Raw genomic sequence first — 20,503 nt, forward strand, 5'->3', positions numbered from 1 at the left:
AAATGGGGCTAGAGGCGGCGCCATGTTGCGTCTCTCCGGCCTCAAGCTGCCCCTCGACCACCCGGCCGATGCGATGCCTGCCGCCATTTGCGAGCGGCTGGGAATTGAGGCATCGGACCTCCTACGCCATGTAATCGTGCGCCGGGGCAATGATGCCCGGCGAAAGAGTGCAATCCAGCTGGTTTACACCGTCGATGTCCAGCTGGTGGACGAGGCTGCGGTGCTTGAACGGCTTGGGGGTGACCATGACGTTCGCCGCCGCCCGGACACCGACTACCGCTTTGTCACGCATGCGCCGCAAGGCTGGTCGGGGAAGCGCCCGGTCGTCGTGGGCGCAGGTCCATGTGGGCTTTTCGCGGGACTGATCCTAGCGCAGATGGGCTTCCGGCCCATCATCCTCGACCGTGGCAAGGTTGTGCGAGAGAGGACCAAGGACACCTGGAGCCTGTGGCGGCGGGCCGAGCTGAACCCCGATAGCAATGTTCAATTCGGGGAAGGTGGCGCGGGTACCTTCTCGGATGGCAAGCTCTATTGTCGCGTGAAGGACCCGCGATTCCTGGGTCGCAAGGTGCTGGAGGAATTTGTCGCTGCGGGCGCGCCTGAAGACATATTGACCGAAGCGCATCCCCATATCGGGACGTTTCGCCTTGTCAGCATGGTCGAAAGCCTGCGCCGCCAGATCGAGCAGCTGGGCGGCGAATATCGCTGGCAGCACAAGGTCGATGAACTGGAAATGGAGCGGCAAGGCGACGGAACGCAGCGCCTGCGCGGACTGCACCTTTCCGACGGAAGCTTTATAGAGGCCGACCATGTTGTGCTTGCCGTCGGACACAGCGCCCGCCCGACTTTCGAGATGTTGCACCGGCGCGGCGTTCATATCGAAGCCAAGCCCTTTTCAATAGGAGTGCGGATCGAACATCCACAAAGCTGGATCGATCGAGCTCGCTACGGCAAATGTGCGGGACATCCGGTACTCGGGGCGGCTGCCTATAGCCTTGCGCACCATTGTGAAAATGGCCGCACCGTATACAGCTTTTGCATGTGTCCCGGTGGGCGCGTGGTCGCTGCCACCTCTGAAGAAGGACGTGTCGTCACCAACGGCATGAGCCAATATAGCCGTGCGGAATTCAACGCCAATTCAGGTCTGGTGGTTGGCATAGAGCCGGAGCGGGATTTTCCGGGAGGGCCTTTGGCGGGCATCGACCTTCAGCGGCATTGGGAAAGCCAGGCCTTTGTCGCGGGCGGCTCCTCCTATTGGGCGCCAGGCCAAAAGGTTGGCGATTTCATGGCGCGGCGTCCCTCCACGGCGCTGGGGGAGGTCGTTCCTTCCTACAAGCCGGGCGTCACCATGACCGATCTGTCCCTTTGCCTGCCTGACTTTGCGATCGACGCCTTTCGCGAGGCGCTGCCTGCATTTGGCCGACAGATTGCCAATTATGATCACCCCGATGCGGTCATGACTGGTGTCGAAACCCGAACCTCATCCCCCATCCGCATCACACGCGGCAAGGATTTTCAGAGCCTCAACGTGGCCGGACTTTATCCGGCTGGTGAGGGCGCAGGCTATGCAGGTGGCATATTGTCGGCGGCCATTGATGGCATCAAGGTTGGGGAAGCCGTCGGCTTGGCGATTTCCACCTGAGTCGTGCAGCGTCGCCGTACGAGAAGTCCATCAAAATCCAATGAGGGTAGCAGTTTAACGCTGTCTTCTGGCAAGCTCAAACAAGTTAAGCGCGCAAGTTACTTTTGATCGATAAATTAAGCCCCGATGAAATAATTCTTATGCCCATGACTTCATTGGCGATAATTTGTTACCCGCCCACTCGGCTTTGCAATATATAAGCATCCGCTGCTCTCGGCTGGTCCGACGCTGCCGCAGCGGCCTTTCAGTAAAAAATTGCTAGAGAAACAGAGGAGGCCTCTATGTATGCCAAGCCTGTGATGGCGGCGCTTTGCGTCTGCTTGGCGGTGCCGATGGTGGCAGATGCCAGGCAGGGATCTGGGCAACTGACGGTGGTAGCGCCCGATAAAAGCGCCATAAGCTATGAAAAGTGGACGGATCGAACAGCATCAAGATTGTCGCGGAGCATCCGTCAGGCAACGTCCCTTTATCGTGACGGAGCATCGGTCGGATATTCCCGCGTGCAGTTCCGGCTGAGCGAACAGGGTCGGCCGGAGAATATTTCTCTGGCGGGTTCTTCGGCATCCCGCAGTGTCGATCGCATATCGATGCGCGCTATCCGATCGATGGGATCGCTTTACCCCTTACCGCAGGAGGTGCGCCCTGGGTCGAAGTTCGAGGCATGGGTGATTGTGGCGAATGATGCGACGGAGAGGGACAATATGCTGAGCAGCTTGCGCGCCGAACATTTTGCGCAGGCGGCCGCCGATCGGCCGATCCTCCTCGCGGCGCGCTAGATAGTGAAAGAGGCGGCTCCAGGCGCGCGGCATGAAATGTGCGTCTTGAGCAGCGTGACACTTACCGTCAAAGGCGGCGTTCCCCATGCCATGCGCCGCCTTCATTTCGATCTTCACAATGGCACCGGCGTTACCCGCGATCATCTCGATCCCGACCCGCTTTGACATTGATCCTCAAGGAAGGTGTTGATTTCATTCCAGTTAAGGTGTCGATTGGTGCCGTGATCATGAGCGGGACCTGAGGACCGATGCCAACGATGCAGGAGCGCCAGCCCGAGGGCACCGAGGCGGTGAAGCCTCCCATCCCGGCGGATGAGGCGGATCGACTGCGAGCACTGGAACATTACCGGCTTGGCGGCATCGGGCGGGAACGCCCGTTCGACCATATAACCCAGTTCGCAGCCGACCTGTTCGATGTGCCCATGTCGCTGGTGTCGATCGTGGGATCTGACACGCAATGTTTTCGCGGTGCGTGCGGCATCAATGAGACCCACACCTCGCGGGATGTTGCTTTTTGCGCCTTCGCCATTCTGCAACCGGAGGTCATGGTGGTGCCGGATGCGACGAAGGATCCGAGGTTTCGCGGCAACCCATTGGTCACGGGGCCGCCGCATGTCCGCTTCTACGCCGGTGCGCCCTTGCGGGTGACCAATGGCCAGCCGCTTGGGACCTTGTGCATCATCGATTACAAGCCACGTGATTTCAGCGAGGCGGATCGGCAGCGCCTAGCCCAGCTGGCACGAACGGTGATCGACCTGATAGAATTGCGGGTCGAAGGATTTGCGGCTGACGAACATCGACGCAAGCTTGATGACGAACGCCAGTTGCTGAAGCTGACAGTTGAGAATGTGAGCGGCGGCGTCGCGGTGGTAGATCGGGACCTGCGGCTGATGCTGTGGAACCAGGCCTTTGTCGATCTGTTCGATTATGCTCCCGATAGCGTGACGGGCGGAAGGGACGCACGTGAGCTTATCCGTCTGACCGCACAGCGCGGCGAACTGGGACCCGGCGATCCGGATCAGATTGTCGCGGGATTCGTCGAGTCCATCCGCACCAGCGACAGTCGTCGGTTGGAGATTCAGCGCAGGGACGGGCGCATCCTCGATATACGGCGCGAGTCGATCCGTGGGGGGCGGTTCATCATGACGGCGCGTGATGTGACGCAGGAACGGCAGATCAGCCGCCTGAAGGACGAACTGGTATCGACCGTCAGTCACGAATTGCGCACGCCGTTGACCGCGATCTCTGGCGCATTGGGACTAATGGCGGGTGGCGTTGCTGGGGAATTGCCTGACAGGGCCAAACAACTGGTCGCGATCGGCAGCAAGAATGCGGAGCGGCTGATTCATCTGGTCAATGACCTGCTCGACATGGACAAGCTTCAATCCGGGAAGCTGGTCTTTCATTTTGACGAGCGGGAATTGGGCTTGCTGCTGACCGAGGCGATCGAACAGATTGGGCCATATGCGGAGCGTTTCGGCGTTAAGGTTGAATTCGATCGCCCGGCTGAAGCAGTCGTCGCGAAGGTTGATGGCAATCGCCTGTGTCAGGTGATGGCCAACCTTTTGTCCAACGCTTGCAAATTCTCGCCCTCGGGTGGGACCGTCCATGTCTCCCTTAAGCGGGCGGGGGATGTCGCGCGGATCAGCGTCGCTGACGAGGGGCCGGGGATTTCGCCGGAGTTTCGTGCGCGGCTGTTTAAGCGTTTCGAGCAGGAAGATGGTGCGCATCAGCATGGCCATGCGGGCACCGGCCTTGGCTTGGCGATCAGCAAGGGCATCGTAGAGGCGCATGGCGGAAGCATCGCGCTGGATTCTGCGGCGGATACAGGGGCGACGTTTATTGTCGAATTGCCGCTGTGATGCCGAATTGACAGAAAGGCCCGAGTTGACCCGCATTCTTTATGTTGATGACGAGGCAGACCTGCGGGAGATCGCGGCCATGTCGCTTGAGCTGGACCCGGAGTTCGAGGTGCGAACGGCGGCCTCGGGTGCGGAAGCGCTGGAGCAGGCGAGACAGTGGCAGCCTGCTCTCATCCTGCTTGATGTGATGATGCCGGGCATGGATGGGCCTGCGACTTTGGCGGCGTTGCAGGTTGACCCCGCCACCGCGACAATTCCCGTCGCATTCATCACGGCCAAAACGCATCCACGGCACGTGACGAACCTCAAGGCCCTCGGTGCGCGAGCGGTGCTTGCCAAGCCGTTCGACCCGATGAGCCTTGCGGGGACCGTGCGGACATTGCTGGAGCCATGAGCGATGCTGAAGCGCAAATGCAGAAGTTGCGACAGCGCTTCCATGCGCGGGCCGCGTCCGATCTGAGTGCCATCATTTCGGCGCTTGAAGCAGAGGATCGCTCCCGCCTTTTGCATCTTGCCCATGGATTGGCGGGCGTGGCCGGGATTTTTGGCTATGCCGATATTGGCGGTCATGCGTCCGCGTTGGAGGAGGCTTTGGACGCGGGCGTTGGTGATGCGGCCGTAAAGGGACTTGGGCAGGCGCTTATAGAAGCGCTGGGGCGCGTTTAGGGTCGACTGATCCAGAAGGACTCAGGCAGGCTGCTGCGCTGTATCCGTATAGAAAAAGGGCGGCATCCGAAGACACCGCCCTTGTTCCAGCTGAGCTGGATCGGTGCTCCGCGCGAAGCGGAGCAAAGCCGATTACTTGAGCTCGACAGTCGCGCCGGCTTCTTCCAGCTGCTTCTTGATCTTCTCGGCTTCGTCCTTGCTGGCGCCTTCCTTGACAGCCTTGGGCGCGCCTTCGACGAGCGCCTTGGCTTCGGTCAGACCCAGGCCGGTGATGGCGCGGACTTCCTTGATGACGTTGATCTTCTTGCCACCGTCGCCGGTCAGGATCACGTCGAATTCGGTCTGCTCTTCAGCAGCCGGAGCAGCGCCGCCAGCGGCCGGAGCGGCGACGGCGACGGCAGCGGCGGCCGAAACGCCCCACTTTTCTTCCAGAGCCTTGGAGAGCTCAGCGGCTTCGAGGACGGTGAGGGCCGAGAGCTGATCGACCAGTGCGTTGATGTCTGCCATGTTAATACATTCCCTTCTGGGCGGGGCATATGCCCCTCAATTGAAAGTTGATAACCTGTCTTGTCGGTAGGACCGCGGCGATTAGGCCGCGTTCTTTTCCGCATAGGCGTTGAAGACCCGCGCGAGCTGCGCAGCCGGTGCCTGGGTGACGGTCGCGAGCTTGGTCGCGGGTGCAACGAGCAGCCCAACGATCTTCGCACGCAGTTCATCCAGCGACGGCATCGAGGCGAGCGCCTTGACGCCCTCCGCGTTCAGCAGCACTTCGCCCATTGCGCCGCCAACGATCTCAAGCTTGTCGTTGGTCTTGGCGAAATCGACTGCAACCTTGGCGGCTGCAACCGGATCGGCAGAGGAGGCGAGGCCAACCGGACCAGTCAGCAGATCGCTGAGGTTGGTGTAGCTGGTGCCTTCAAAGGCGATCTTGGCGAGGCGGTTCTTCGTAACCTTGTAGGTGCCACCGGCTTCCCGCATCTTCTGACGCAGCTGGGTCGACTGGGCGACCGTCAGCCCGAGGTTGCGGGTCACGACGACCACGCCAACTTCTGCCAGATGTGCGTTCAGCGCGGAAACGACCTCAGCTTTCTGATTACGATCCATGCCATTCTCCACTTCATGTTCGCTGGCGAACCAGCAAACGACTAAAACCCGCGCGAACGCGGGGCACTTAAAGTCCGAAGGGGAGAGATCGACTGGCCCGTATCCCTTGAGGAGAACAGGCAGACCCGGACAGGACGCAAGGCCCGGCCGGTAAAGAGCTTTTCCCCGTCTAGGCCGGAAATTAAGAAGGGCAAATTCCCTTCACCGACTGTCTCGGACGGAAGACCCCGAAGGGTCTGCTGCGCGGGCCTCTACAGAATTGGAGGTTTCCTGTCACGCGAAAGTTGAAAGTGACGTAGGGAATGGCGGAAAAGCGCCATTTTTGTCCCGAAGTTCACACCATATGCGCGCGCGTGCCCGGGCGCGCGTGGGCGTCGTGGGAAGCGGTTCGACGTTTTCAAAGACGGCTGGGGGATAAGCGGGTTGGGCTGTGTAGGACAGCGGAATTGGGAGGGTGTTGGGGAAATAGGATGGTTTTTGTGGGGGGTGTGGTTTGGGGGATACAGGTGGGGGGGTGAGTGACGGGCAGGGGGTGTTTAGTGCGCTTTATTCCCCTCCGGCTAGCGGGAGGGGCTAGGGGTGGGCGCGAGCGTAGCGAGCCTTTGGCGAGGCCGCTGATGAATAAGCTCCGGCGTTGCGCTAGCCCACCCCCCGGCCCCCTCCCGCTTGCGGGAGGGGGAGAGACCAGGCTGACCCCCTCCCGCTTGCGGGAGGGGGAGCAGGTACGCCTCCGCGTTAGACCCGGTCGGCCTGCACCACCGCGTCCAGTGCACGCAGCGCCGAGAGGATGCGGTTCAGGTGCTGGGCGTCGTTGACTTCCAGGTCGATGATGTCGGTGTGGAATGGGCCTTCGCGGTTTACGAGCTGAAGGTTCAGAATGTTCGCCTTGGTCGCCCCGAATACGTTGGCGACGGCGGCAAGCGCGCCGGGCTGGTTCTTGACGATGACCTGAAGGCGGGCGGTTCCGCCCTTGGACTTGCTGTCCCAGCTGAGATCGACCCAATCGTCGTCCTGCCCGGCTTCCAGCGACCGGCAGTCGATGGTGTGCACCTCGATCGGTTCGCCCGTGCGGCGAACGCCGACGATGCGGTCGCCGGGTACGGGGTGGCAGCAGTCGCCCAGATTATAGGCGATGCCGGGCGTCAGGCCACGGATCGAGACGGGCGCGTGCTGGCGCGGATGGGCTTCCTCTATCCCGTCTACGCTGGTGGAGCCGGGGATAAGAGCTTCCATCACCTCTGAATCAAGCAGGCGATGGGTAGCGATGGCCACCATCAGCGAGGCCCGATCATCCAGCTTCAGCCGCTTCAGCGCCGCCTTCAGCGCCTTGTCACCCAATTCGCTCGCCAGTTCGGGCGAGAAGCGGCCGATGATTTCCTCATAGAGCTTCTCACCCAGCGCCACTTCCTCGCCACGCTGTTTCTGGCGGATATAACGGCGTATGGCGGCGCGGGCCTTGCCGGTGATGGCAAAGGTGAGCCAGCCCGGCTGCGGCTCCTGTCCTTCCGATTTCAGGATTTCGACCTGATCACCATTTTCAAGGCCGGTACGCAAGGGCACGACGCGGCCGTTTACCTTGGCGCCGACCGTCTGGTTGCCCAGCGAGGTATGGACGGCATAGGCGAAGTCCACCGGCGTTGACCCCTTGGGTAGCTGGTGCAGCTCGCCTTTGGGTGAGAAGGCGAAGATCCGGTCCTGATACATCGCCATGCGGGTATGTTCGAGCAGTTCATCCGCATCCTGGCTCTGTTCCAGAATTTCGACGAGGTCGCGCAGCCATGCCGCATGATGGTCGGCCGCGTCGCCCTTCTGCTTGTAGGCCCAGTGTGCGGCCAGGCCGAGTTCGGCGTCGTTGTGCATGTCGCGGCTGCGAATCTGCACCTCGATGCGGGCGTTATCCTGATGGATCACCGTGGTGTGCAATGAACGGTAGCCGTTGCGCTTGGGCGTAGAGATGTAATCCTTGAACCGGCCCGGAACCATTTTGTAGGTCTGGTGGATGACGCCCAACGCGCGGTAGCAATCCTCTGTCGTTTCGGTGATCACGCGGAAGGCCATGACGTCGGTCAGCTGTTCGAAGCTGATGTGCCTTTCCTGCATCTTTTTCCAGATGGAATAGGGATGCTTTTCGCGGCCTGACACGGTGACGGACAGGTTCTTGCCGCCGAGCAGCAGTTGCAGCTCCGCGCCGATGCGATCGACCTTGCCGTGGCCGCCTTCCTTCAGCTGTTCGAGGCGCTTGGTGATGCTGTCATAGGCTTCGGGCTCAAGTTCCCGGAAGGCGAGCAGCTGCATCTCCCGCATGAAGTCGTACATGCCGATCCGCTCGGCAAGCGGGGCGTAGATGTCCATCGTCTCGCGGGCGATGCGGCGGCGCTTCTGCTCATTCTTGATGAAGTGCAGCGTGCGCATATTGTGGAGGCGGTCGGCGAGCTTCACCAGCAGAACGCGGATGTCGTCCGACATGGCGAGCAGGAATTTGCGAAGATTTTCCGCCGCCCGCTCATTTTCCGACATTGCCTCGATCTTCGACAGCTTGGTGACGCCATCGACCATCTTGGCGACGTCCTTGCCGAACGCGCTTTCGATCTCGTCATAGGTGACGAGCGTATCCTCGATCGTGTCGTGCAGCAGGGCGGTGACGATGGTCTGGTCGTCCAGGCTGAAATCCGTCAAAATACCAGCGACTTCAATCGGATGGCTGAAATAGGGGTCGCCGCTGGCGCGCTTCTGGGACCCGTGTTTCTGGACGGAAAAAACGTAGGCGCGGTTGATCATCGCCTCGTCCGCATCCGGATCGTAGCGCTTCACCCGTTCAACAAGTTCATATTGACGCAGCATCGTAGCCCGATTGTCCGGGAAGCATCTTGCTGTGCAACAAAAAAATCCCATCTTGGCGCAAAATGGCTGCTCTTTTGCATGGGCTGTGGCTTTGAGCTATCTAGACGGACGATGAAACATAATCTGGCGCAGGACCTGGAACAGTGCGCGCTCCCCAGCGCGCTGGAAGCGATGGGCGAGCGCTGGTCGTTTCTCATTCTGCGCGGCGCATTGTCGGGCATCCGGCATTTTGAAGATTTTCAGTCGTCGCTCGGCATTGCGCGCAACATCCTGGCGAACCGGCTTTCGCGGCTGGTCGAGAATGGGATCATGGTGCGTCAGCCGATGCAGTGCGACCGGCGCAAGATCGAGTATCGTTTGACGGAAAAGGGGCAGGAGCTGGCCCCCGTCATGATCGCACTGCGCCAATGGGGCGAAAAATGGGGATGCGGTCCCCTGTCCTGCCAGGTGCTGGCCGACAAGCGCGACGGCCAGCCGATCCGCCGGGTGACGGTTCAGGCGCATGACGGCCGACCTTTGGAGTTGAAGGACCTTGTCTGGCTTTGCCCCGATGAAGTAACGCCCATGGACCAGGAAGCTGCTACGGCGGCGTGACGGGGGTGGCTTCACCCTGGGCCTGAATTCGCCTAGTCTGGTGGCGATGTCTGTTCAACCCATTCAGCCTCAGCCTTTTTTCGCTGACAAGAACCGCGCTTTCTGGAACCTGCAATCCGTCGGTTGGGCGGGTGCGTTTCTGCTGCGCGGCTCCTCCACCATCGCCAATGGCCAGCCGCTTTCCAGCCTGATCCCGGTGATGATTTCTACGGTGTCGGGATATTCGGTGACCCTGCTGATCGCGGTCATCTTCCGATTTCTGCAAAGGCAGCGGCCGATCATCACCTGGGGCGCATCGATCGTGACCGTGGTGATGGCGGCTGGACTGGTGGCCTTTATCGACGCCTGGGTTTTTTCGACCCAGAACCGGGGGAGTGATACGGCCGGGCTGCAACTCTTTCTGGGCGCCTTTTATCTCAGCATAACGCTGCTGGGTGCCTGGTCGGCGCTTTATTATGCGATCAACTTCTACCTTCAGGTGGAGGAGCAGGCGGATCAGCTGCTGCATCTGGAAAATCAGGCGTCGAGCGCGCAACTGGCGATGCTGCGTTATCAGCTCAATCCGCATTTCCTGTTCAATACGCTGAACAGCATATCGACGCTGGTGCTGTTGAAGCAGACGGATCGCGCGAACGCTATGCTCTCACGTCTGTCGTCCTTTTTGCGCTATACACTGATCAATGAACCTACGGCGCAAGTGACGATCGAGCAGGAGGTGGAGACGCTCAAACTCTATCTGGAGATTGAGAAGATGCGGTTCGAGGACCGCTTGCGGCCGGTGTTCAACATCGATCCGGCCGTCGCGCAGTCGCGATTGCCTTCCCTGCTGCTCCAGCCGCTTGTGGAAAATGCCATCAAATATGCGGTCACCCCCAAGGAAGAAGGCGCCGAAATCTCCATTACGGCGCAGCCTGCCGGTGAAAATGTCCGGATCGTCGTATCGGATAGCGGCCCGGGATTGAACGAGGGGTTCACTCGCCCGAACATCCCCATGAGCGAGGGAACAGGCGTTGGCCTGGCGAATATCCGCGATCGCCTGATTCAGGCGTTCGGGGAACGACAGAGCTTTGAAACGCGTTCCACGCCAAGCGGCTTTTCGGTCCATATCGAAATGCCGCTTAATCTGGATGAACCATCGAAAGTGGCCGCATGACCATCAGAACAATCCTCGTCGATGACGAAAGCCTGGCTATCCAAGGCCTCAAGCTCCGTCTGGAAGCGCATGAGGATGTCGAAATTGTTGAAACCTGCTCGAATGGCCGCGAAGCCATCCGCGCCATAAAGACGCATAAACCCGACCTTGTGTTCCTCGACATTCAGATGCCGGGATTCGATGGCTTTTCGGTCGTTCAGGGCCTGATGGAAGTCGAGCCGCCGCTGTTCATCTTCTGCACCGCTTATAGCGATCATGCGATTCGTGCCTTTGAGGCGCAGGCGGTGGATTATTTGATGAAGCCGGTCGATGAAGGCCGCCTTGCCGACGCGCTGGACCGCGTGCGTCAGCGACTGTCGGAAAAGAAGCAGGTGCAGGAAGCAGAGAAGCTGCGCGAGGTGCTGGCGGAGGTCGCGCCCGACGCGATGAACGATTTCAATGCGGATGAAGAGGCGCCGTCTTCAAATCGGTTCGAGAAGCTTATCAACATCAAGGACCGGGGGCAGATTTTCCGCGTCGATGTGGACTCGATCGAGCGGATCGACGCTGCGGGCGACTATATGTGCATCTATACGGCCGACAATTCGCTCATCTTGCGCGAGACGATGAAGGATCTGGAGAAGCGGCTCGACCCGCGCAATTTCCAGCGGGTGCATCGATCGACCATCGTGAACCTCAGCCAAGTGCGTCAGGTGAAGCCGCACACCAATGGCGAATGCTTCCTGGTGCTGGAATCAGGCGCTCAGGTGAAGGTCAGCCGGTCGTACAGGGATGTCGTCGCCCGCTTCGTCCATTGAGGCGCGTCTAGCGGAATACCCATTGGCGGTTGAGGCCGAACACTATGGCTGGCGTCACGAATATCATGGCCGGGATGGGCGACCATTCCGGCCATCGCATATGGGTGACGCAGAGGAAGACCCAGAGGGCGTTCAGCGCATAGCTCAGCAGGGACACGGCCACGAATTTGACGCCGCGCGCGGCATGGTTTCCGTCGCTATCCTGATCACGGAAGGTGAAGAGGCTGTGGGTGACATAGCCGATCAGGACCGCCGCCACATAACCAGTCGTGTTGGCAAGCTGCGGATGCCATCCGGCTAGAGCCGCAAGCGTCCAGTAGATGGTGGCCTGACAGGCGGTGATGAACAGGCCGCTGAGGCCATATCGCACGATCTGCCAGAACAGGGCCTGCCGTTCCGGCGTCAGACGTGACAGCAATTTCATGAAGGCCCCGTTGCGATTTGATGCGAACGCTCTAATCCACCGGCCATGAACTTGCAAAGCGGCTTCACCCTGCGGGAAAGATCCCGGCGCGCCCTGGTCTGGACGTCTGCACGGGCGCAGGTGCACTGGAAATGGCTGACCTTCCTCATCTGGGTCGCGGCCGTGACCTGGCTGCTCTATTCGCGCTGGCCCTCCATCCACTGGCTGACGCTGAACGATACCGACGACAATATGCGGTATTTGCAGGTCAAGGACTGGCTGGCGGGGCAGAGCTGGTACGATCTGAAGCAATATCGGCTGGACCCGCCTGCCGGGTTCAACATCCACTGGTCGCGGCTGGTCGATTTGCCGATTGCGGCGCTGATGCTGTTTTTCCGCGCTTTTCTGGAGCAGGGGCTGGCGGATCGGCTGGCCTGCGCGATTGCGCCGATGATCCCGTTATTGCCGCTGATGCTGGGGCTGGGTTTCATTGCGCGCCGCCTCGCTGGCGGCAATGGCTGGATACTGGCCGCCCTGGCACCCTTCGCGGCGCAGATGGGCATCAGCATGTTCCTGCCGATGCGGATCGATCATCATGGGTGGCAGTTGGCGCTGACGGTACTGATGCTCGCGGGGCTGATCGACCGTAACTGGCTGCGCGGCGGCATCGTGGCCGGGGTGAGCAGCGCGCTGTCGATCACCATCGGCATGGAGATGATCGTCTATCTGGCGGCGGGCGGGGCGCTGATCGCGCTTCGCTGGGTATTCAAGGAAGGCGCGGCAAGGCGGATGCTGCCCTATGCGCTGAGCCTTGCCGGATCGGTTTCCATCCTTTTCCTGCTGTTTGCCAGCTACGCAAACCGGCAGATGGTTTGCGACGCCATCTCGCCCATCTGGGTTGCCATATTCGGCGCGGTTGGCGCGGGCATGACGCTGCTGGCACTGCTGCCACTACGCAGCTGGCAGGCCCGACTGGGCGCGGGCGTGCTGGTGGGGGGTGCCGTCGCGGCCTTTGCATGGCTCAGTTGGCCGCAATGCCTGACGGGCGCCTATCAGATTTCGCCGGAACTGGAGCGGCTGTGGCTCGCCAATATTCGTGAGGCCAAGCCGATCACGGTTCAAGCGTGGAGCCTGATCGTGCCGCTGATGGCCATTCCGGTTGCGGGGCTGTTCGGCCTGATCTGGGCGCTTTGGGAGTCGCGGCGTGACAGCGACCGGCTGTGGGCCTGGGCGACGGTCGGGCTGATGATGCTGTTCTCGACGGCGCTGCTGTTCTGGCAATTGCGGGCCGGACCAGCGGCGCAGCTGCTCGCTATCCCGGCGGCGGCATGGGCGGCGCATCGTGTGCTTCAGCTTGTCTTCTTTGGTAGGCCCCTCGCGCGGGTGTTCGGCATCATTGGAACCGCGCTGCTCGCCGTAGCAGCGTTCGCGACGCCGCTTTACCCGCAGATCAACCAGCTCTGGGCAGCAGCGACTGGCGAAAAGCCCAAAGTGCAGCGCCCAGCGGCGAAGGCTCGACTACAATCGATCAGCAAGGCCAATGGCCGCTGCCGGTCGCTGCCAGCGCTGGAGGTGCTGAACCAGCTTCCTTCCGCTACCATTTTCACGATGGTGGACCTGGGGCCGCGCCTGATCGCGACCACGCATCATAGCGCGATCGCGGGTCCCTATCATCGCAACGGCAAGGTTATCCTGGACCTGCATCATGCCTTCGACGGACCGCCGGACGCATTCCGGCCGATCGCCGCGCGGCATCATGCGACCTACCTGTTGATCTGCCCCGGCTTTCCGGAAGGGACGGTTTACCAATCCCGCAGCCCGCGCGGCTTTTATGCCGGGTTGATGCGGGGCGATGTTCCCGGATGGCTGCATCCCGTGGCGTTGAAGAGCGGCTTTGCCTTGCCCTACACCCTCTATCGCATCGATTATTCAGCGGCGGGCAGCGAAAAAGTCACGCAGCAGCGCTGACGCTTCCGCTTCGCCCAGTCCGCCATAGACTTCAGGGCGGTGCAGGCATTGGGGTTGGGTGAAAAGTCGAGGACCTTGCTCGATCGCGCCACCTTTGGGGTCGGCAGCGCCATAGTATAGCCGGGCGATGCGCGCGTGGGATATGGCCCCCGCGCACATCGGGCAGGGTTCCAGCGTCACCCAAAGGTCGCAGCCGGTGAGGCGGAAATCGCCCAGCCGTTCCGCCGCTGCCCGAAGCGCGACGATTTCGGCATGGGCGGTGGGGTCGCAGTCGCGCCGGTTACGATTTTCTCCTTCGCCGACGACCCGACCATCGAGAGTAACGACGGCGCCGATCGGCACCTCGCCCGCAAGTTCGGCGGCGCGTGCGAGGTCGAGCGCGCGGCGCATGGGTTCGGGAAGCGGAAAGGGCGATGCCATCCGCCAGCCCTTACAGCATAGCCATCGTCTACGGAATGATCAGGGCTTCTTCACATCGACGGTCGGCACTTCGACGGTTTCGTTCCGCGTGCCCACTTCGACCTTGGCCACGTCGGCCTGGAACTTTGGCATTTGCCCGCCTTCCACGGCGATTTTGGGCAGGCTGCCCTCCTGGGTCTTTTGCAGATCGATGAAGCCGGTCGCGATGCCAGCGGCCAACACCAGCAAAACAATCACCAACAAGCCACCAATGAGTCGCATTGCGCCCTCCTTTCGTCTATCGGCTGCAAACGTCCGAGCCGTGGAAAGGGTTGCGAAAGCGATCCGATCTGGCCGGTGGGCGGGTTGACGGCTTTCCGGAATCCCGCTACTGGCGCCGCTTTCCGAACGAACATGAACTACAAGGTTGATTGACTATGTCGCGCATTTGCGAGCTGACCGGCAAGGGCCGCCAGGTGGGTCACAATGTTTCCCACGCCAATAACAAGACGAAGCGCGTGTTCCTGCCCAACCTGCAGAATGTGTCGCTGATTTCCGAAACGCTGGAAACCACCGTCAAGCTGCGCGTGTCGACGCATGGCCTGCGTTCGGTTGAACATAATGGCGGGCTGGACAACTGGCTGCTGAAGACCAACGACGACAAGCTGTCGCTGAAGGCGCGCCGTCTGAAGCGCGACATCGTGAAGAAGCAGGCTGCCGCAGCCGCCTGATTCGGTTCGATTCGTTTCGGCTTTAAGAAGCGGCCTGGCGACGGGCCGCTTTTTTGCGTGCCGGGAGGATGCGCCCGCGCATTATTCCTGCATGTGCGGCGCTGCCTGATGCCGCTTTTCTCTCAACGGGTCCGGCTCGCCCCGCGCAGCGCGAATTTCAGCAGCAGGGTGCGCTGGAAAAATTCATGATTATCGTCTGACACGATCCAGACGATAGTGCGCCCGGTCTCACGCGTGATAGCCAGCCCTTCGAAGTTATCGGCCAGCAGGGGCGGAGCAAGGCGGGCGATCGTGCGGGCGGTCAACCGATCGCCGGATTCCGGATGGGATGGCAGCTCTATGAGGGCCAGAGTGGCCGTGAACAGATCGCGCAGCGTCACGCGGCGATTGAGCACCAGAAGGTGGCGATCATCCAGAGCGACGGCATCCGTCGGACGATAGCCCCGTGGCGCTACATAGCGAAGGCGTAGGGGTGATGCGGTGCTTTGCTCCGCCGGATCTCCGGCAAAGAGCAGCGTGTCATGGCTTCCATCCGCCGTCATTCCCATTTCCGCGATCACGAGGAAGCGCCCGTCGGGCAGGCGCGCCATGGATTCGATCGAGCCCGTTTCCGGCCAGGCTTCAATCTCGGGCCATGTGCGGCACGTTTCCACCCGCGAAAAGCCGGGGGCGTAGCGGCAGATGCGCTGAAGCATTTCGAAGCCGACCCAATAGCGATCCGATTCCGGATCATGCGCCATCGCCTCTGAATCCCACGCCCACCACGGCTGCGATCCGTCCTGCGCCCTGATTGGCAGGGGAGCGATGAAGGGATGGCGGCTATCGCGTGCGGGATTGACTGCGAAACCCAGGAGAGTGCCGGAATCGCTCAGCGCCAGGACCTGTCCCTGCTGATCTATAAGCAGGGAAGAGATGCCGCCAAATCCATGGTGCGGGCTGCTGAGTTGCCAGCCTCCCAGATAATCGAGAGCGCCGACGCTGCGAACAGCTGGATCGGACGCGTTTAGTGGCAGGGCGCGCGTGGTAACGAGCAGCGGACCAGGCCCAAATAGTTCAGGTTTGTTCTTGTGGGGCGCCGGCAAAAGCAGGATCGCAAGCAGCAGGACGATCAGAATACGGCGCATCGCCCCGCCATAGGCAATCCGGCCCGCCGGACCAACGGCTGATTACCCCTGTACGCTGTTCGCTTGCGGGACAGAGGCCAATTTTTCCATTATGGTGAAGAGCGTTTCGGTCAGGTCTTGATGAGCGGCATCGGCTGGAGAGGGTGCTTTTCTATCTGAACGGTGGCTGACACGCCCATTCAGGCTTGGCTCAATGCGAATCGGCCAAAAGGGGTGCAATCGATGGGGCGGCGAAGGCGCGCCGGAGTCGGTAACGAGATGATTGAGGAGCACGCCATGAAAACCAAGTTTCTGATCAATATGGGGGCCGCGCTGGCAATGGGCGTTGCTTCCTTGGCCGTAACCGCAGCGCCTGCGCAGGCCCGTGACGGCTGGGGCCGTTATGATCGCGGCGACTATTATCGGGGCGATCGAGGCTATCGCGGATACCGGGGTGACTATTATCGCGGCTATCGTGGCGACCGCTATTATCGCGACAATTATTATCGCGGCTATCGCGGCGGCTATCGCTGCCGGGACAATGGCACGGGCGGCACGATCATAGGTGCAATCGCCGGTGGTCTGCTCGGCAATGAGATCGGCAAGGGTAGTGGCCGCTACGGGCGCCGGGGTGACGGCACCACGGGCGCGATTGTCGGCGCGGGCGTAGGTGCGCTGGCCGGACGGGCGATCGACCGGGACTGCTGATCGTCGCCTGATGTTGGATAGAGGAGGGCTGCCCCAAAAGGGCGGCCCTTTTCATTGAAATTACGCGGCCCAATAGAAAAGGGCCGCCCGTCGCCGGTGCGGCCCTGTTTCCAATATAATATCCCGAGAAGGGAATTACATCGCGTTCGCAACTGCGTTCGCGGCAGTGTTGCTGGCGTTCGAAGCAGCATTGGCGGCGTCCGAAGCAGCGTTCTCGGCAGCGTTCATGGCGTTGTCAGCAGCATTCGAAGCGTTCTCAGCAGCATTGGCCGAAGCATTGGCGGCATTGTCTTCGCCCTTCGAGCAAGCGGCGAGGCCGAGCGAAGCGGCGAGAACGAGCGAAAGAGCAATCGACTTGGACATGGGCAAACCCCTCTCAGAGATAAAAACGTCGCAGACCACTCTCGGAGAAAAGTTCACCCCCCATTGCGCCTGCGGGGCCGATTCGTAATGCCTTGGATCACTCAAGGCAATCCCCATAGTGCGACTCGCCAATTTCCGGGCTTCCACTTCTATGGCCTGTTTGGAAGGCCGCAGGCCCATTGACGTATATAAAGATTTCTTTATATGATGTGCCCATGAGCGCCGCACTCGACATCTTTCGCGCCCTTGGCGATCCGACGCGGCTGCGCATCATCTATCTTCTGCGCGCCATGGAGCTTGCGGTTGGTGAAATCGCGCAGGTCGTGGGGCAAAGCCAGCCGCGCGTGTCCCGTCATGTCCGTATCCTTGCGGAGGCGGGTCTGGTCGAACGGCGCAAGGAAGGCAATTGGGTTTTCCTGCGACTGGTCAGGGGTGAAGCCATGGTGCCTTTCCTGACCCTGTTCGATCAGTTGGTGCCGTCGGAAAGCGAGGATTTGTGGCAGAAGGCCGACCTTGCCCGGCTGGCGGCGGTCCGTGCGGATCGGTCACGGGCCGCAGAAAGCTACTTTGCGGAACATGCCGAGGAATGGGACGCGATCCGGTCGCTGCATGTGCCCGATGTCGATGTCGAAGCGGCCATGACCGCGCTCTTGGGCGCTGAAGCCATCGGCCATCTGCTCGATATCGGCACGGGTACGGGCAGGATGATCGAGCTGTTCGGGCGCTCGGCGGATCAGGTTACAGCGCTCGACCGCAGCCCCGATATGTTGCGGCTGGCGCGGGCCAAGCTGCCTGCCGATGCAGGTGACAAATATGCGTTGGTGCTGGGCGACTTCGGGGCTCTGCCGTTGGAGCCGGGCAGCGTGGACACCGTGGTTCTGCATCAGGTTCTGCATTATGCGCAGGCGCCAGAAGCGGTGATTGCGGAAGCGGCGCGCGTCACCGGGGCTGGCGGCCGGGTGCTGATCGCCGATTTCGCGGCGCATGAACGGGAAGAATTGCGGCTGCGCGATCAACATGCGCGGCTTGGCTTTTCGGACGAGCAGATCGAAAGCTGGTTTGCGGACGCAGGTTTGGAGCTGGAACGGGTGGAGGTTCTGCCCGGCCAGGAATTGACGGTAGTATTATGGCTGGGCCGCCGCCGGGGCGCGCGAATCCTGCCTATCGAAGGACGACTTTCCCTATGACCCTTAGCTTTCCATCCGTCGAAGAAGCCGCGCGGGCTTGGCAAGCGCCGCTCTACGCCGATCTGGCAGGCGATCTGAATGTCAGCTTCGAATTCTTCCCGCCCAAGACGGAGAAGATGGAGGAGCAGCTCTGGTCGGCGATCGAGACGTTGACGCCGCTGGCGCCGAAGTTCGTTTCCGTAACCTACGGCGCAGGCGGTTCGACGCGGGAGCGGACGCATAACACCGTGGCGCGGATCGCGAAGGAAACGCCCTTGTCGGCAGCGGCGCATCTTACCTGCGTGGCGGCGAGCAAGGCCGAGATCGACGAGGTGGTGGACGCCTATTGGGAAGCGGGCGTGCGGCATATCGTCGCGTTGCGCGGTGATCCGCCGGAAATGGGCGCGAAGTTCGAGCCGCATCCTGAGGGCTATAAAGGCGCCGCCGAACTGGTCGAGGGGCTGCTAAAGCGTCACCCGTTCGAGATTTCGGTGGCGGCCTATCCCGAGACCCACCCGGACGCGCTGAGCGCAGAGAGCGATATCGATAATCTCAAGCGTAAGCTGGATGCCGGTGCGACGCGGGCGATCACGCAGTTCTTCTTTGAGCCCGAAACCTTCTTCCGCTTCCGTGACACGGTCGCGGCAGCGGGGATCGACGCGGAGATCATTCCCGGCATCATGCCGGTGAGCAATTTCGCGGCGGTTCAGCGCATGTCGGCGATGTGCAACACCGATGTGCCGGGCTGGATGGGCAAGCTGTTCGAAGGGTTGGACGACCTGCCCGCAGCGCGGCAGCTGGTGTCCGCGACGCTGGCGGCGGAACTGTGCCGCAAGCTGTACGCGGGCGGGGTGCGTGACTTTCATTTCTATACGCTCAACCGAGCGGAATTGAGCTATGCGATCTGCCATTTGTTGGGGCTGAGGCCGAAGGCGAAGGAGCCAAAGTCAGCGTGACCAAATTTTCCCTCTCTCCTTCAGGGGAGAGGGAAGCGAGACTTGCCGAGCCGTAAGGCAAGGTTAGTCGCAGCGGGAGAGGGGCCGTGGGGCGACTTCTCCTGATATTCCCCTCTCCCCGACCCTCTCCCCTGAAGGGAGAGGGAGAAGGATGCGAAAATGACTGCCGAAGAACAATTTCGTAAAGTGGCCGCTGAAAAGATCATGATATTCGACGGCGGCTACGGCACGTCGATCCAGAAGCATGGGCTGACCGAGGCGGATTATCGGGGGTCGCTCGATCTCGCTAAGGACCAGAAGGGCAATAACGACCTGCTGTGCCTGACCCGGCCGGACATCGTCGAGGGCATCCATACCGCCTATCTCGACGCGGGCGCGGACATGATCGAGACGAACACCTTCTCGTCCACGAAGATCGCCATGGCCGATTATGGCTGCGAGCATCTGGTGCGGGAGATCAACATCGCCGCCGCGCAGATCGCCCGCAAGGCTTGCGAGGCGGCAACGGCGAAGGATGGACGTCCGCGCTTCGTGGCGGGGTCGATCGGGCCGACGAACAAGACTTTGTCGATCTCGCCCGATGTGAACGACCCGGCCTATCGCGAGGTCGATTATGACACGTTGAAGGCCGACTATCGCGAGCAGTGCGACGCGCTGATCGAGGGTGGGGTGGACTTCCTGTTGGTCGAAACCTGCTTCGACACGCTCAATGCCAAGGCGGCGGGCATGGCGGCGCGGGAGGCCGAGGCGGCGGCGGGGCGGCCCGTGCCGCTGATGCTGAGCTTTACGATTACGGACATGTCGGGGCGGAACCTGTCGGGGCATACGATCAACGCCTTCTGGTATTCTCTGCGGCATTTGAAGCCGCTGACCATCGGGGTGAATTGCGCCTTTGGGGCGGATTTGCTGCGGCCTTATCTGAGCGAACTGGGGAAGAATGCGGATACGCTGATTTTGGCCTATCCCAATGCGGGGCTTCCCAATGAGCTGGGGCAATATGATGAGTTGCCGGAGACGACCGCTTCGCTCATCCGTCAGTGGGTGGATGAGGGCTTGGTCAATATGGTCGGCGGCTGCTGCGGCACCACGCCCGCGCATATCGGCGCGGTGGCGAAGGCGCTGGCGGGGCATAAGCCTCGAGTGGTGCCTGAGTTGCCGGTAGTGACGCGGCTTGCCGGGCTGGAGCCCATGCACATCGCGGCGTAATTAGAAAGTCCCCCTCCCGCAGGCGGGAGGGGTTAGGGGTGGGCCGGTCCAGGCGCTGCTCCCAG

Annotated in this window: 22 protein-coding genes; 14 read left to right on the forward strand and 8 right to left on the reverse strand. The window is 61.2% G+C overall.

Annotated features, from left to right (window positions below):
• Positions 1-22 precede the first annotated feature (22 nt).
• The 5 genes from ACZ5U1_RS00120 to ACZ5U1_RS00140 all read left to right on the forward strand — a co-directional run bounded on the left by ACZ5U1_RS00120 (position 23) and on the right by ACZ5U1_RS00140 (position 4,946).
• Positions 23-1,642 (forward strand): NAD(P)/FAD-dependent oxidoreductase, encoded by a 1,620-nt coding sequence (locus tag ACZ5U1_RS00120; RefSeq protein ID WP_464778852.1) that lies wholly within the window; start codon positions 23-25, stop codon positions 1,640-1,642.
• Between the two features lie 281 nt (positions 1,643-1,923).
• Positions 1,924-2,418: an energy transducer TonB family protein gene (locus ACZ5U1_RS00125; RefSeq protein WP_464778853.1), complete on the forward strand. Its 495-nt coding sequence runs from the start codon at positions 1,924-1,926 to the stop codon at positions 2,416-2,418.
• 257 nt (positions 2,419-2,675) lie between these two features.
• The gene (locus ACZ5U1_RS00130; protein WP_464778854.1) at positions 2,676-4,280 is read left to right on the forward strand and encodes a GAF domain-containing sensor histidine kinase; all 1,605 of its coding nucleotides are present in this window, start codon (positions 2,676-2,678) and stop codon (positions 4,278-4,280) included.
• A 25-nt stretch (positions 4,281-4,305) separates the two neighbouring features.
• Positions 4,306-4,674 carry a response regulator gene (locus ACZ5U1_RS00135; protein WP_464778855.1) on the forward strand — a complete coding sequence of 123 codons (369 nt, stop codon included), beginning with the start codon at positions 4,306-4,308 and terminating at the stop codon, positions 4,672-4,674.
• The gene (locus ACZ5U1_RS00140) at positions 4,671-4,946 is read left to right on the forward strand and encodes an Hpt domain-containing protein (RefSeq protein ID WP_464778856.1); all 276 of its coding nucleotides are present in this window, start codon (positions 4,671-4,673) and stop codon (positions 4,944-4,946) included. Before ACZ5U1_RS00135 ends, ACZ5U1_RS00140 begins: the two co-directional genes overlap by 4 nt.
• A gap of 132 nt (positions 4,947-5,078) precedes the next feature.
• On the opposite strand, the gene rplL is transcribed toward ACZ5U1_RS00140, so the two are convergent.
• The 3 genes from rplL to ACZ5U1_RS00155 form a co-directional block, all read right to left on the reverse strand.
• Positions 5,079-5,453 (reverse strand): 50S ribosomal protein L7/L12, encoded by a 375-nt coding sequence (gene rplL, locus ACZ5U1_RS00145; protein ID WP_464778857.1) that lies wholly within the window; start codon positions 5,451-5,453, stop codon positions 5,079-5,081.
• An 81-nt stretch (positions 5,454-5,534) separates the two neighbouring features.
• Positions 5,535-6,050: a 50S ribosomal protein L10 gene (gene rplJ / locus ACZ5U1_RS00150; RefSeq protein WP_196225239.1), complete on the reverse strand. Its 516-nt coding sequence runs from the start codon at positions 6,048-6,050 to the stop codon at positions 5,535-5,537.
• 735 nt (positions 6,051-6,785) lie between these two features.
• Positions 6,786-8,891 carry a RelA/SpoT family protein gene (locus ACZ5U1_RS00155; protein ID WP_449471022.1) on the reverse strand — a complete coding sequence of 702 codons (2,106 nt, stop codon included), beginning with the start codon at positions 8,889-8,891 and terminating at the stop codon, positions 6,786-6,788.
• A 111-nt stretch (positions 8,892-9,002) separates the two neighbouring features.
• Between ACZ5U1_RS00155 and ACZ5U1_RS00160 the strand changes: the two genes are divergently transcribed.
• From ACZ5U1_RS00160 to ACZ5U1_RS00170, 3 genes are read left to right on the forward strand one after another with little or no spacing between them, the layout of a single operon-like run.
• Positions 9,003-9,485 (forward strand): winged helix-turn-helix transcriptional regulator, encoded by a 483-nt coding sequence (locus tag ACZ5U1_RS00160; protein ID WP_464778858.1) that lies wholly within the window; start codon positions 9,003-9,005, stop codon positions 9,483-9,485.
• Between the two features lie 46 nt (positions 9,486-9,531).
• On the forward strand, positions 9,532-10,638 hold the full coding sequence (locus ACZ5U1_RS00165) for a sensor histidine kinase (protein ID WP_464778859.1): 1,107 nt from the start codon (positions 9,532-9,534) through the stop codon (positions 10,636-10,638).
• Positions 10,635-11,435, forward strand: coding sequence for a LytR/AlgR family response regulator transcription factor (locus ACZ5U1_RS00170; protein ID WP_196225243.1), 801 nt, complete (start codon positions 10,635-10,637; stop codon positions 11,433-11,435). The genes ACZ5U1_RS00165 and ACZ5U1_RS00170 overlap by 4 nt, the downstream gene beginning before the upstream one ends.
• Positions 11,436-11,442: 7 nt before the next feature.
• Here ACZ5U1_RS00170 and ACZ5U1_RS00175 read toward each other — a convergent pair whose 3' ends face one another.
• Positions 11,443-11,859 (reverse strand): GtrA family protein, encoded by a 417-nt coding sequence (locus ACZ5U1_RS00175; RefSeq protein ID WP_464778860.1) that lies wholly within the window; start codon positions 11,857-11,859, stop codon positions 11,443-11,445.
• 45 nt (positions 11,860-11,904) lie between these two features.
• On the opposite strand from ACZ5U1_RS00175, the gene ACZ5U1_RS00180 reads away from it, so the two are divergent.
• Complete coding sequence (locus ACZ5U1_RS00180) at positions 11,905-13,806, forward strand: hypothetical protein (RefSeq protein ID WP_464778861.1); 1,902 nt, start codon at positions 11,905-11,907, stop codon at positions 13,804-13,806.
• Here the strand turns inward: ACZ5U1_RS00180 and ACZ5U1_RS00185 are convergent.
• Both ACZ5U1_RS00185 and ACZ5U1_RS00190 read right to left on the reverse strand, forming a co-directional pair.
• Positions 13,768-14,226: a nucleoside deaminase gene (locus ACZ5U1_RS00185; protein WP_464778862.1), complete on the reverse strand. Its 459-nt coding sequence runs from the start codon at positions 14,224-14,226 to the stop codon at positions 13,768-13,770. The genes ACZ5U1_RS00180 and ACZ5U1_RS00185 overlap by 39 nt on opposite strands.
• Before the next feature lie 39 nt (positions 14,227-14,265).
• Positions 14,266-14,487, reverse strand: a complete 222-nt coding sequence (locus ACZ5U1_RS00190; RefSeq protein WP_196225247.1) for a hypothetical protein — start codon at positions 14,485-14,487, stop codon at positions 14,266-14,268.
• A gap of 155 nt (positions 14,488-14,642) precedes the next feature.
• Between ACZ5U1_RS00190 and rpmB the strand changes: the two genes are divergently transcribed.
• The gene (gene rpmB / locus ACZ5U1_RS00195; protein WP_460989635.1) at positions 14,643-14,936 is read left to right on the forward strand and encodes a 50S ribosomal protein L28; all 294 of its coding nucleotides are present in this window, start codon (positions 14,643-14,645) and stop codon (positions 14,934-14,936) included.
• Between the two features lie 122 nt (positions 14,937-15,058).
• Here rpmB and ACZ5U1_RS00200 read toward each other — a convergent pair whose 3' ends face one another.
• Positions 15,059-16,060, reverse strand: a complete 1,002-nt coding sequence (locus tag ACZ5U1_RS00200) for an esterase-like activity of phytase family protein (RefSeq protein ID WP_464778863.1) — start codon at positions 16,058-16,060, stop codon at positions 15,059-15,061.
• A gap of 276 nt (positions 16,061-16,336) precedes the next feature.
• Here ACZ5U1_RS00200 and ACZ5U1_RS00205 point away from each other — a divergent pair, with 276 nt between their 5' ends.
• Positions 16,337-16,747, forward strand: a complete 411-nt coding sequence (locus ACZ5U1_RS00205; protein WP_460987385.1) for a glycine zipper 2TM domain-containing protein — start codon at positions 16,337-16,339, stop codon at positions 16,745-16,747.
• Positions 16,748-16,882: 135 nt separating this feature from the next.
• Here the strand turns inward: ACZ5U1_RS00205 and ACZ5U1_RS00210 are convergent, their stop codons facing one another.
• Positions 16,883-17,110: a circumsporozoite protein gene (locus tag ACZ5U1_RS00210; protein WP_464778864.1), complete on the reverse strand. Its 228-nt coding sequence runs from the start codon at positions 17,108-17,110 to the stop codon at positions 16,883-16,885.
• Between the two features lie 215 nt (positions 17,111-17,325).
• Between ACZ5U1_RS00210 and ACZ5U1_RS00215 the strand changes: the two genes are divergently transcribed.
• The 3 genes from ACZ5U1_RS00215 (at position 17,326) to ACZ5U1_RS00225 (ending at position 20,438) form a co-directional block, all read left to right on the forward strand.
• Entirely contained in the window at positions 17,326-18,297 is a 972-nt protein-coding gene (locus ACZ5U1_RS00215) for an ArsR/SmtB family transcription factor (protein ID WP_464778865.1), read from the forward strand.
• Positions 18,294-19,232 (forward strand): methylenetetrahydrofolate reductase, encoded by a 939-nt coding sequence (gene metF / locus ACZ5U1_RS00220; protein ID WP_464778866.1) that lies wholly within the window; start codon positions 18,294-18,296, stop codon positions 19,230-19,232. Before ACZ5U1_RS00215 ends, metF begins: the two co-directional genes overlap by 4 nt.
• 159 nt (positions 19,233-19,391) lie before the next feature.
• Positions 19,392-20,438 (forward strand): homocysteine S-methyltransferase family protein, encoded by a 1,047-nt coding sequence (locus tag ACZ5U1_RS00225; protein WP_464778867.1) that lies wholly within the window; start codon positions 19,392-19,394, stop codon positions 20,436-20,438.
• Positions 20,439-20,503: the final 65 nt, after the last annotated feature.

The sequence above is a fragment of the Sphingobium sp. TomTYG72 genome (assembly GCF_055394715.1).

What these genes read in the sequence shown, in the direction of transcription:
- ACZ5U1_RS00120 (WP_464778852.1), top strand. Translation starts at nt 23, where the DNA reads ATGTTGCGTCTCTCCGGCCTCAAGCTGCCCCTCGACCACCCGGCCGAT.
- ACZ5U1_RS00125 (WP_464778853.1), top strand. Translation starts at nt 1,924, where the DNA reads ATGTATGCCAAGCCTGTGATGGCGGCGCTTTGCGTCTGCTTGGCGGTG.
- ACZ5U1_RS00130 (WP_464778854.1), top strand. Translation starts at nt 2,676, where the DNA reads ATGCAGGAGCGCCAGCCCGAGGGCACCGAGGCGGTGAAGCCTCCCATC.
- ACZ5U1_RS00140 (WP_464778856.1), top strand. Translation starts at nt 4,671, where the DNA reads ATGAGCGATGCTGAAGCGCAAATGCAGAAGTTGCGACAGCGCTTCCAT.
- rplL (WP_464778857.1), bottom strand. Translation starts at nt 5,453, where the DNA reads ATGGCAGACATCAACGCACTGGTCGATCAGCTCTCGGCCCTCACCGTC.
- rplJ (WP_196225239.1), bottom strand. Translation starts at nt 6,050, where the DNA reads ATGGATCGTAATCAGAAAGCTGAGGTCGTTTCCGCGCTGAACGCACAT.
- ACZ5U1_RS00155 (WP_449471022.1), bottom strand. Translation starts at nt 8,891, where the DNA reads ATGCTGCGTCAATATGAACTTGTTGAACGGGTGAAGCGCTACGATCCG.
- ACZ5U1_RS00160 (WP_464778858.1), top strand. Translation starts at nt 9,003, where the DNA reads ATGAAACATAATCTGGCGCAGGACCTGGAACAGTGCGCGCTCCCCAGC.
- ACZ5U1_RS00165 (WP_464778859.1), top strand. Translation starts at nt 9,532, where the DNA reads ATGTCTGTTCAACCCATTCAGCCTCAGCCTTTTTTCGCTGACAAGAAC.
- ACZ5U1_RS00170 (WP_196225243.1), top strand. Translation starts at nt 10,635, where the DNA reads ATGACCATCAGAACAATCCTCGTCGATGACGAAAGCCTGGCTATCCAA.
- ACZ5U1_RS00175 (WP_464778860.1), bottom strand. Translation starts at nt 11,859, where the DNA reads ATGAAATTGCTGTCACGTCTGACGCCGGAACGGCAGGCCCTGTTCTGG.
- ACZ5U1_RS00180 (WP_464778861.1), top strand. Translation starts at nt 11,905, where the DNA reads ATGAACTTGCAAAGCGGCTTCACCCTGCGGGAAAGATCCCGGCGCGCC.
- ACZ5U1_RS00185 (WP_464778862.1), bottom strand. Translation starts at nt 14,226, where the DNA reads ATGGCATCGCCCTTTCCGCTTCCCGAACCCATGCGCCGCGCGCTCGAC.
- ACZ5U1_RS00190 (WP_196225247.1), bottom strand. Translation starts at nt 14,487, where the DNA reads ATGCGACTCATTGGTGGCTTGTTGGTGATTGTTTTGCTGGTGTTGGCC.
- rpmB (WP_460989635.1), top strand. Translation starts at nt 14,643, where the DNA reads ATGTCGCGCATTTGCGAGCTGACCGGCAAGGGCCGCCAGGTGGGTCAC.
- ACZ5U1_RS00200 (WP_464778863.1), bottom strand. Translation starts at nt 16,060, where the DNA reads ATGCGCCGTATTCTGATCGTCCTGCTGCTTGCGATCCTGCTTTTGCCG.
- ACZ5U1_RS00205 (WP_460987385.1), top strand. Translation starts at nt 16,337, where the DNA reads ATGAAAACCAAGTTTCTGATCAATATGGGGGCCGCGCTGGCAATGGGC.
- ACZ5U1_RS00210 (WP_464778864.1), bottom strand. Translation starts at nt 17,110, where the DNA reads ATGTCCAAGTCGATTGCTCTTTCGCTCGTTCTCGCCGCTTCGCTCGGC.
- ACZ5U1_RS00215 (WP_464778865.1), top strand. Translation starts at nt 17,326, where the DNA reads ATGAGCGCCGCACTCGACATCTTTCGCGCCCTTGGCGATCCGACGCGG.
- metF (WP_464778866.1), top strand. Translation starts at nt 18,294, where the DNA reads ATGACCCTTAGCTTTCCATCCGTCGAAGAAGCCGCGCGGGCTTGGCAA.
- ACZ5U1_RS00225 (WP_464778867.1), top strand. Translation starts at nt 19,392, where the DNA reads ATGACTGCCGAAGAACAATTTCGTAAAGTGGCCGCTGAAAAGATCATG.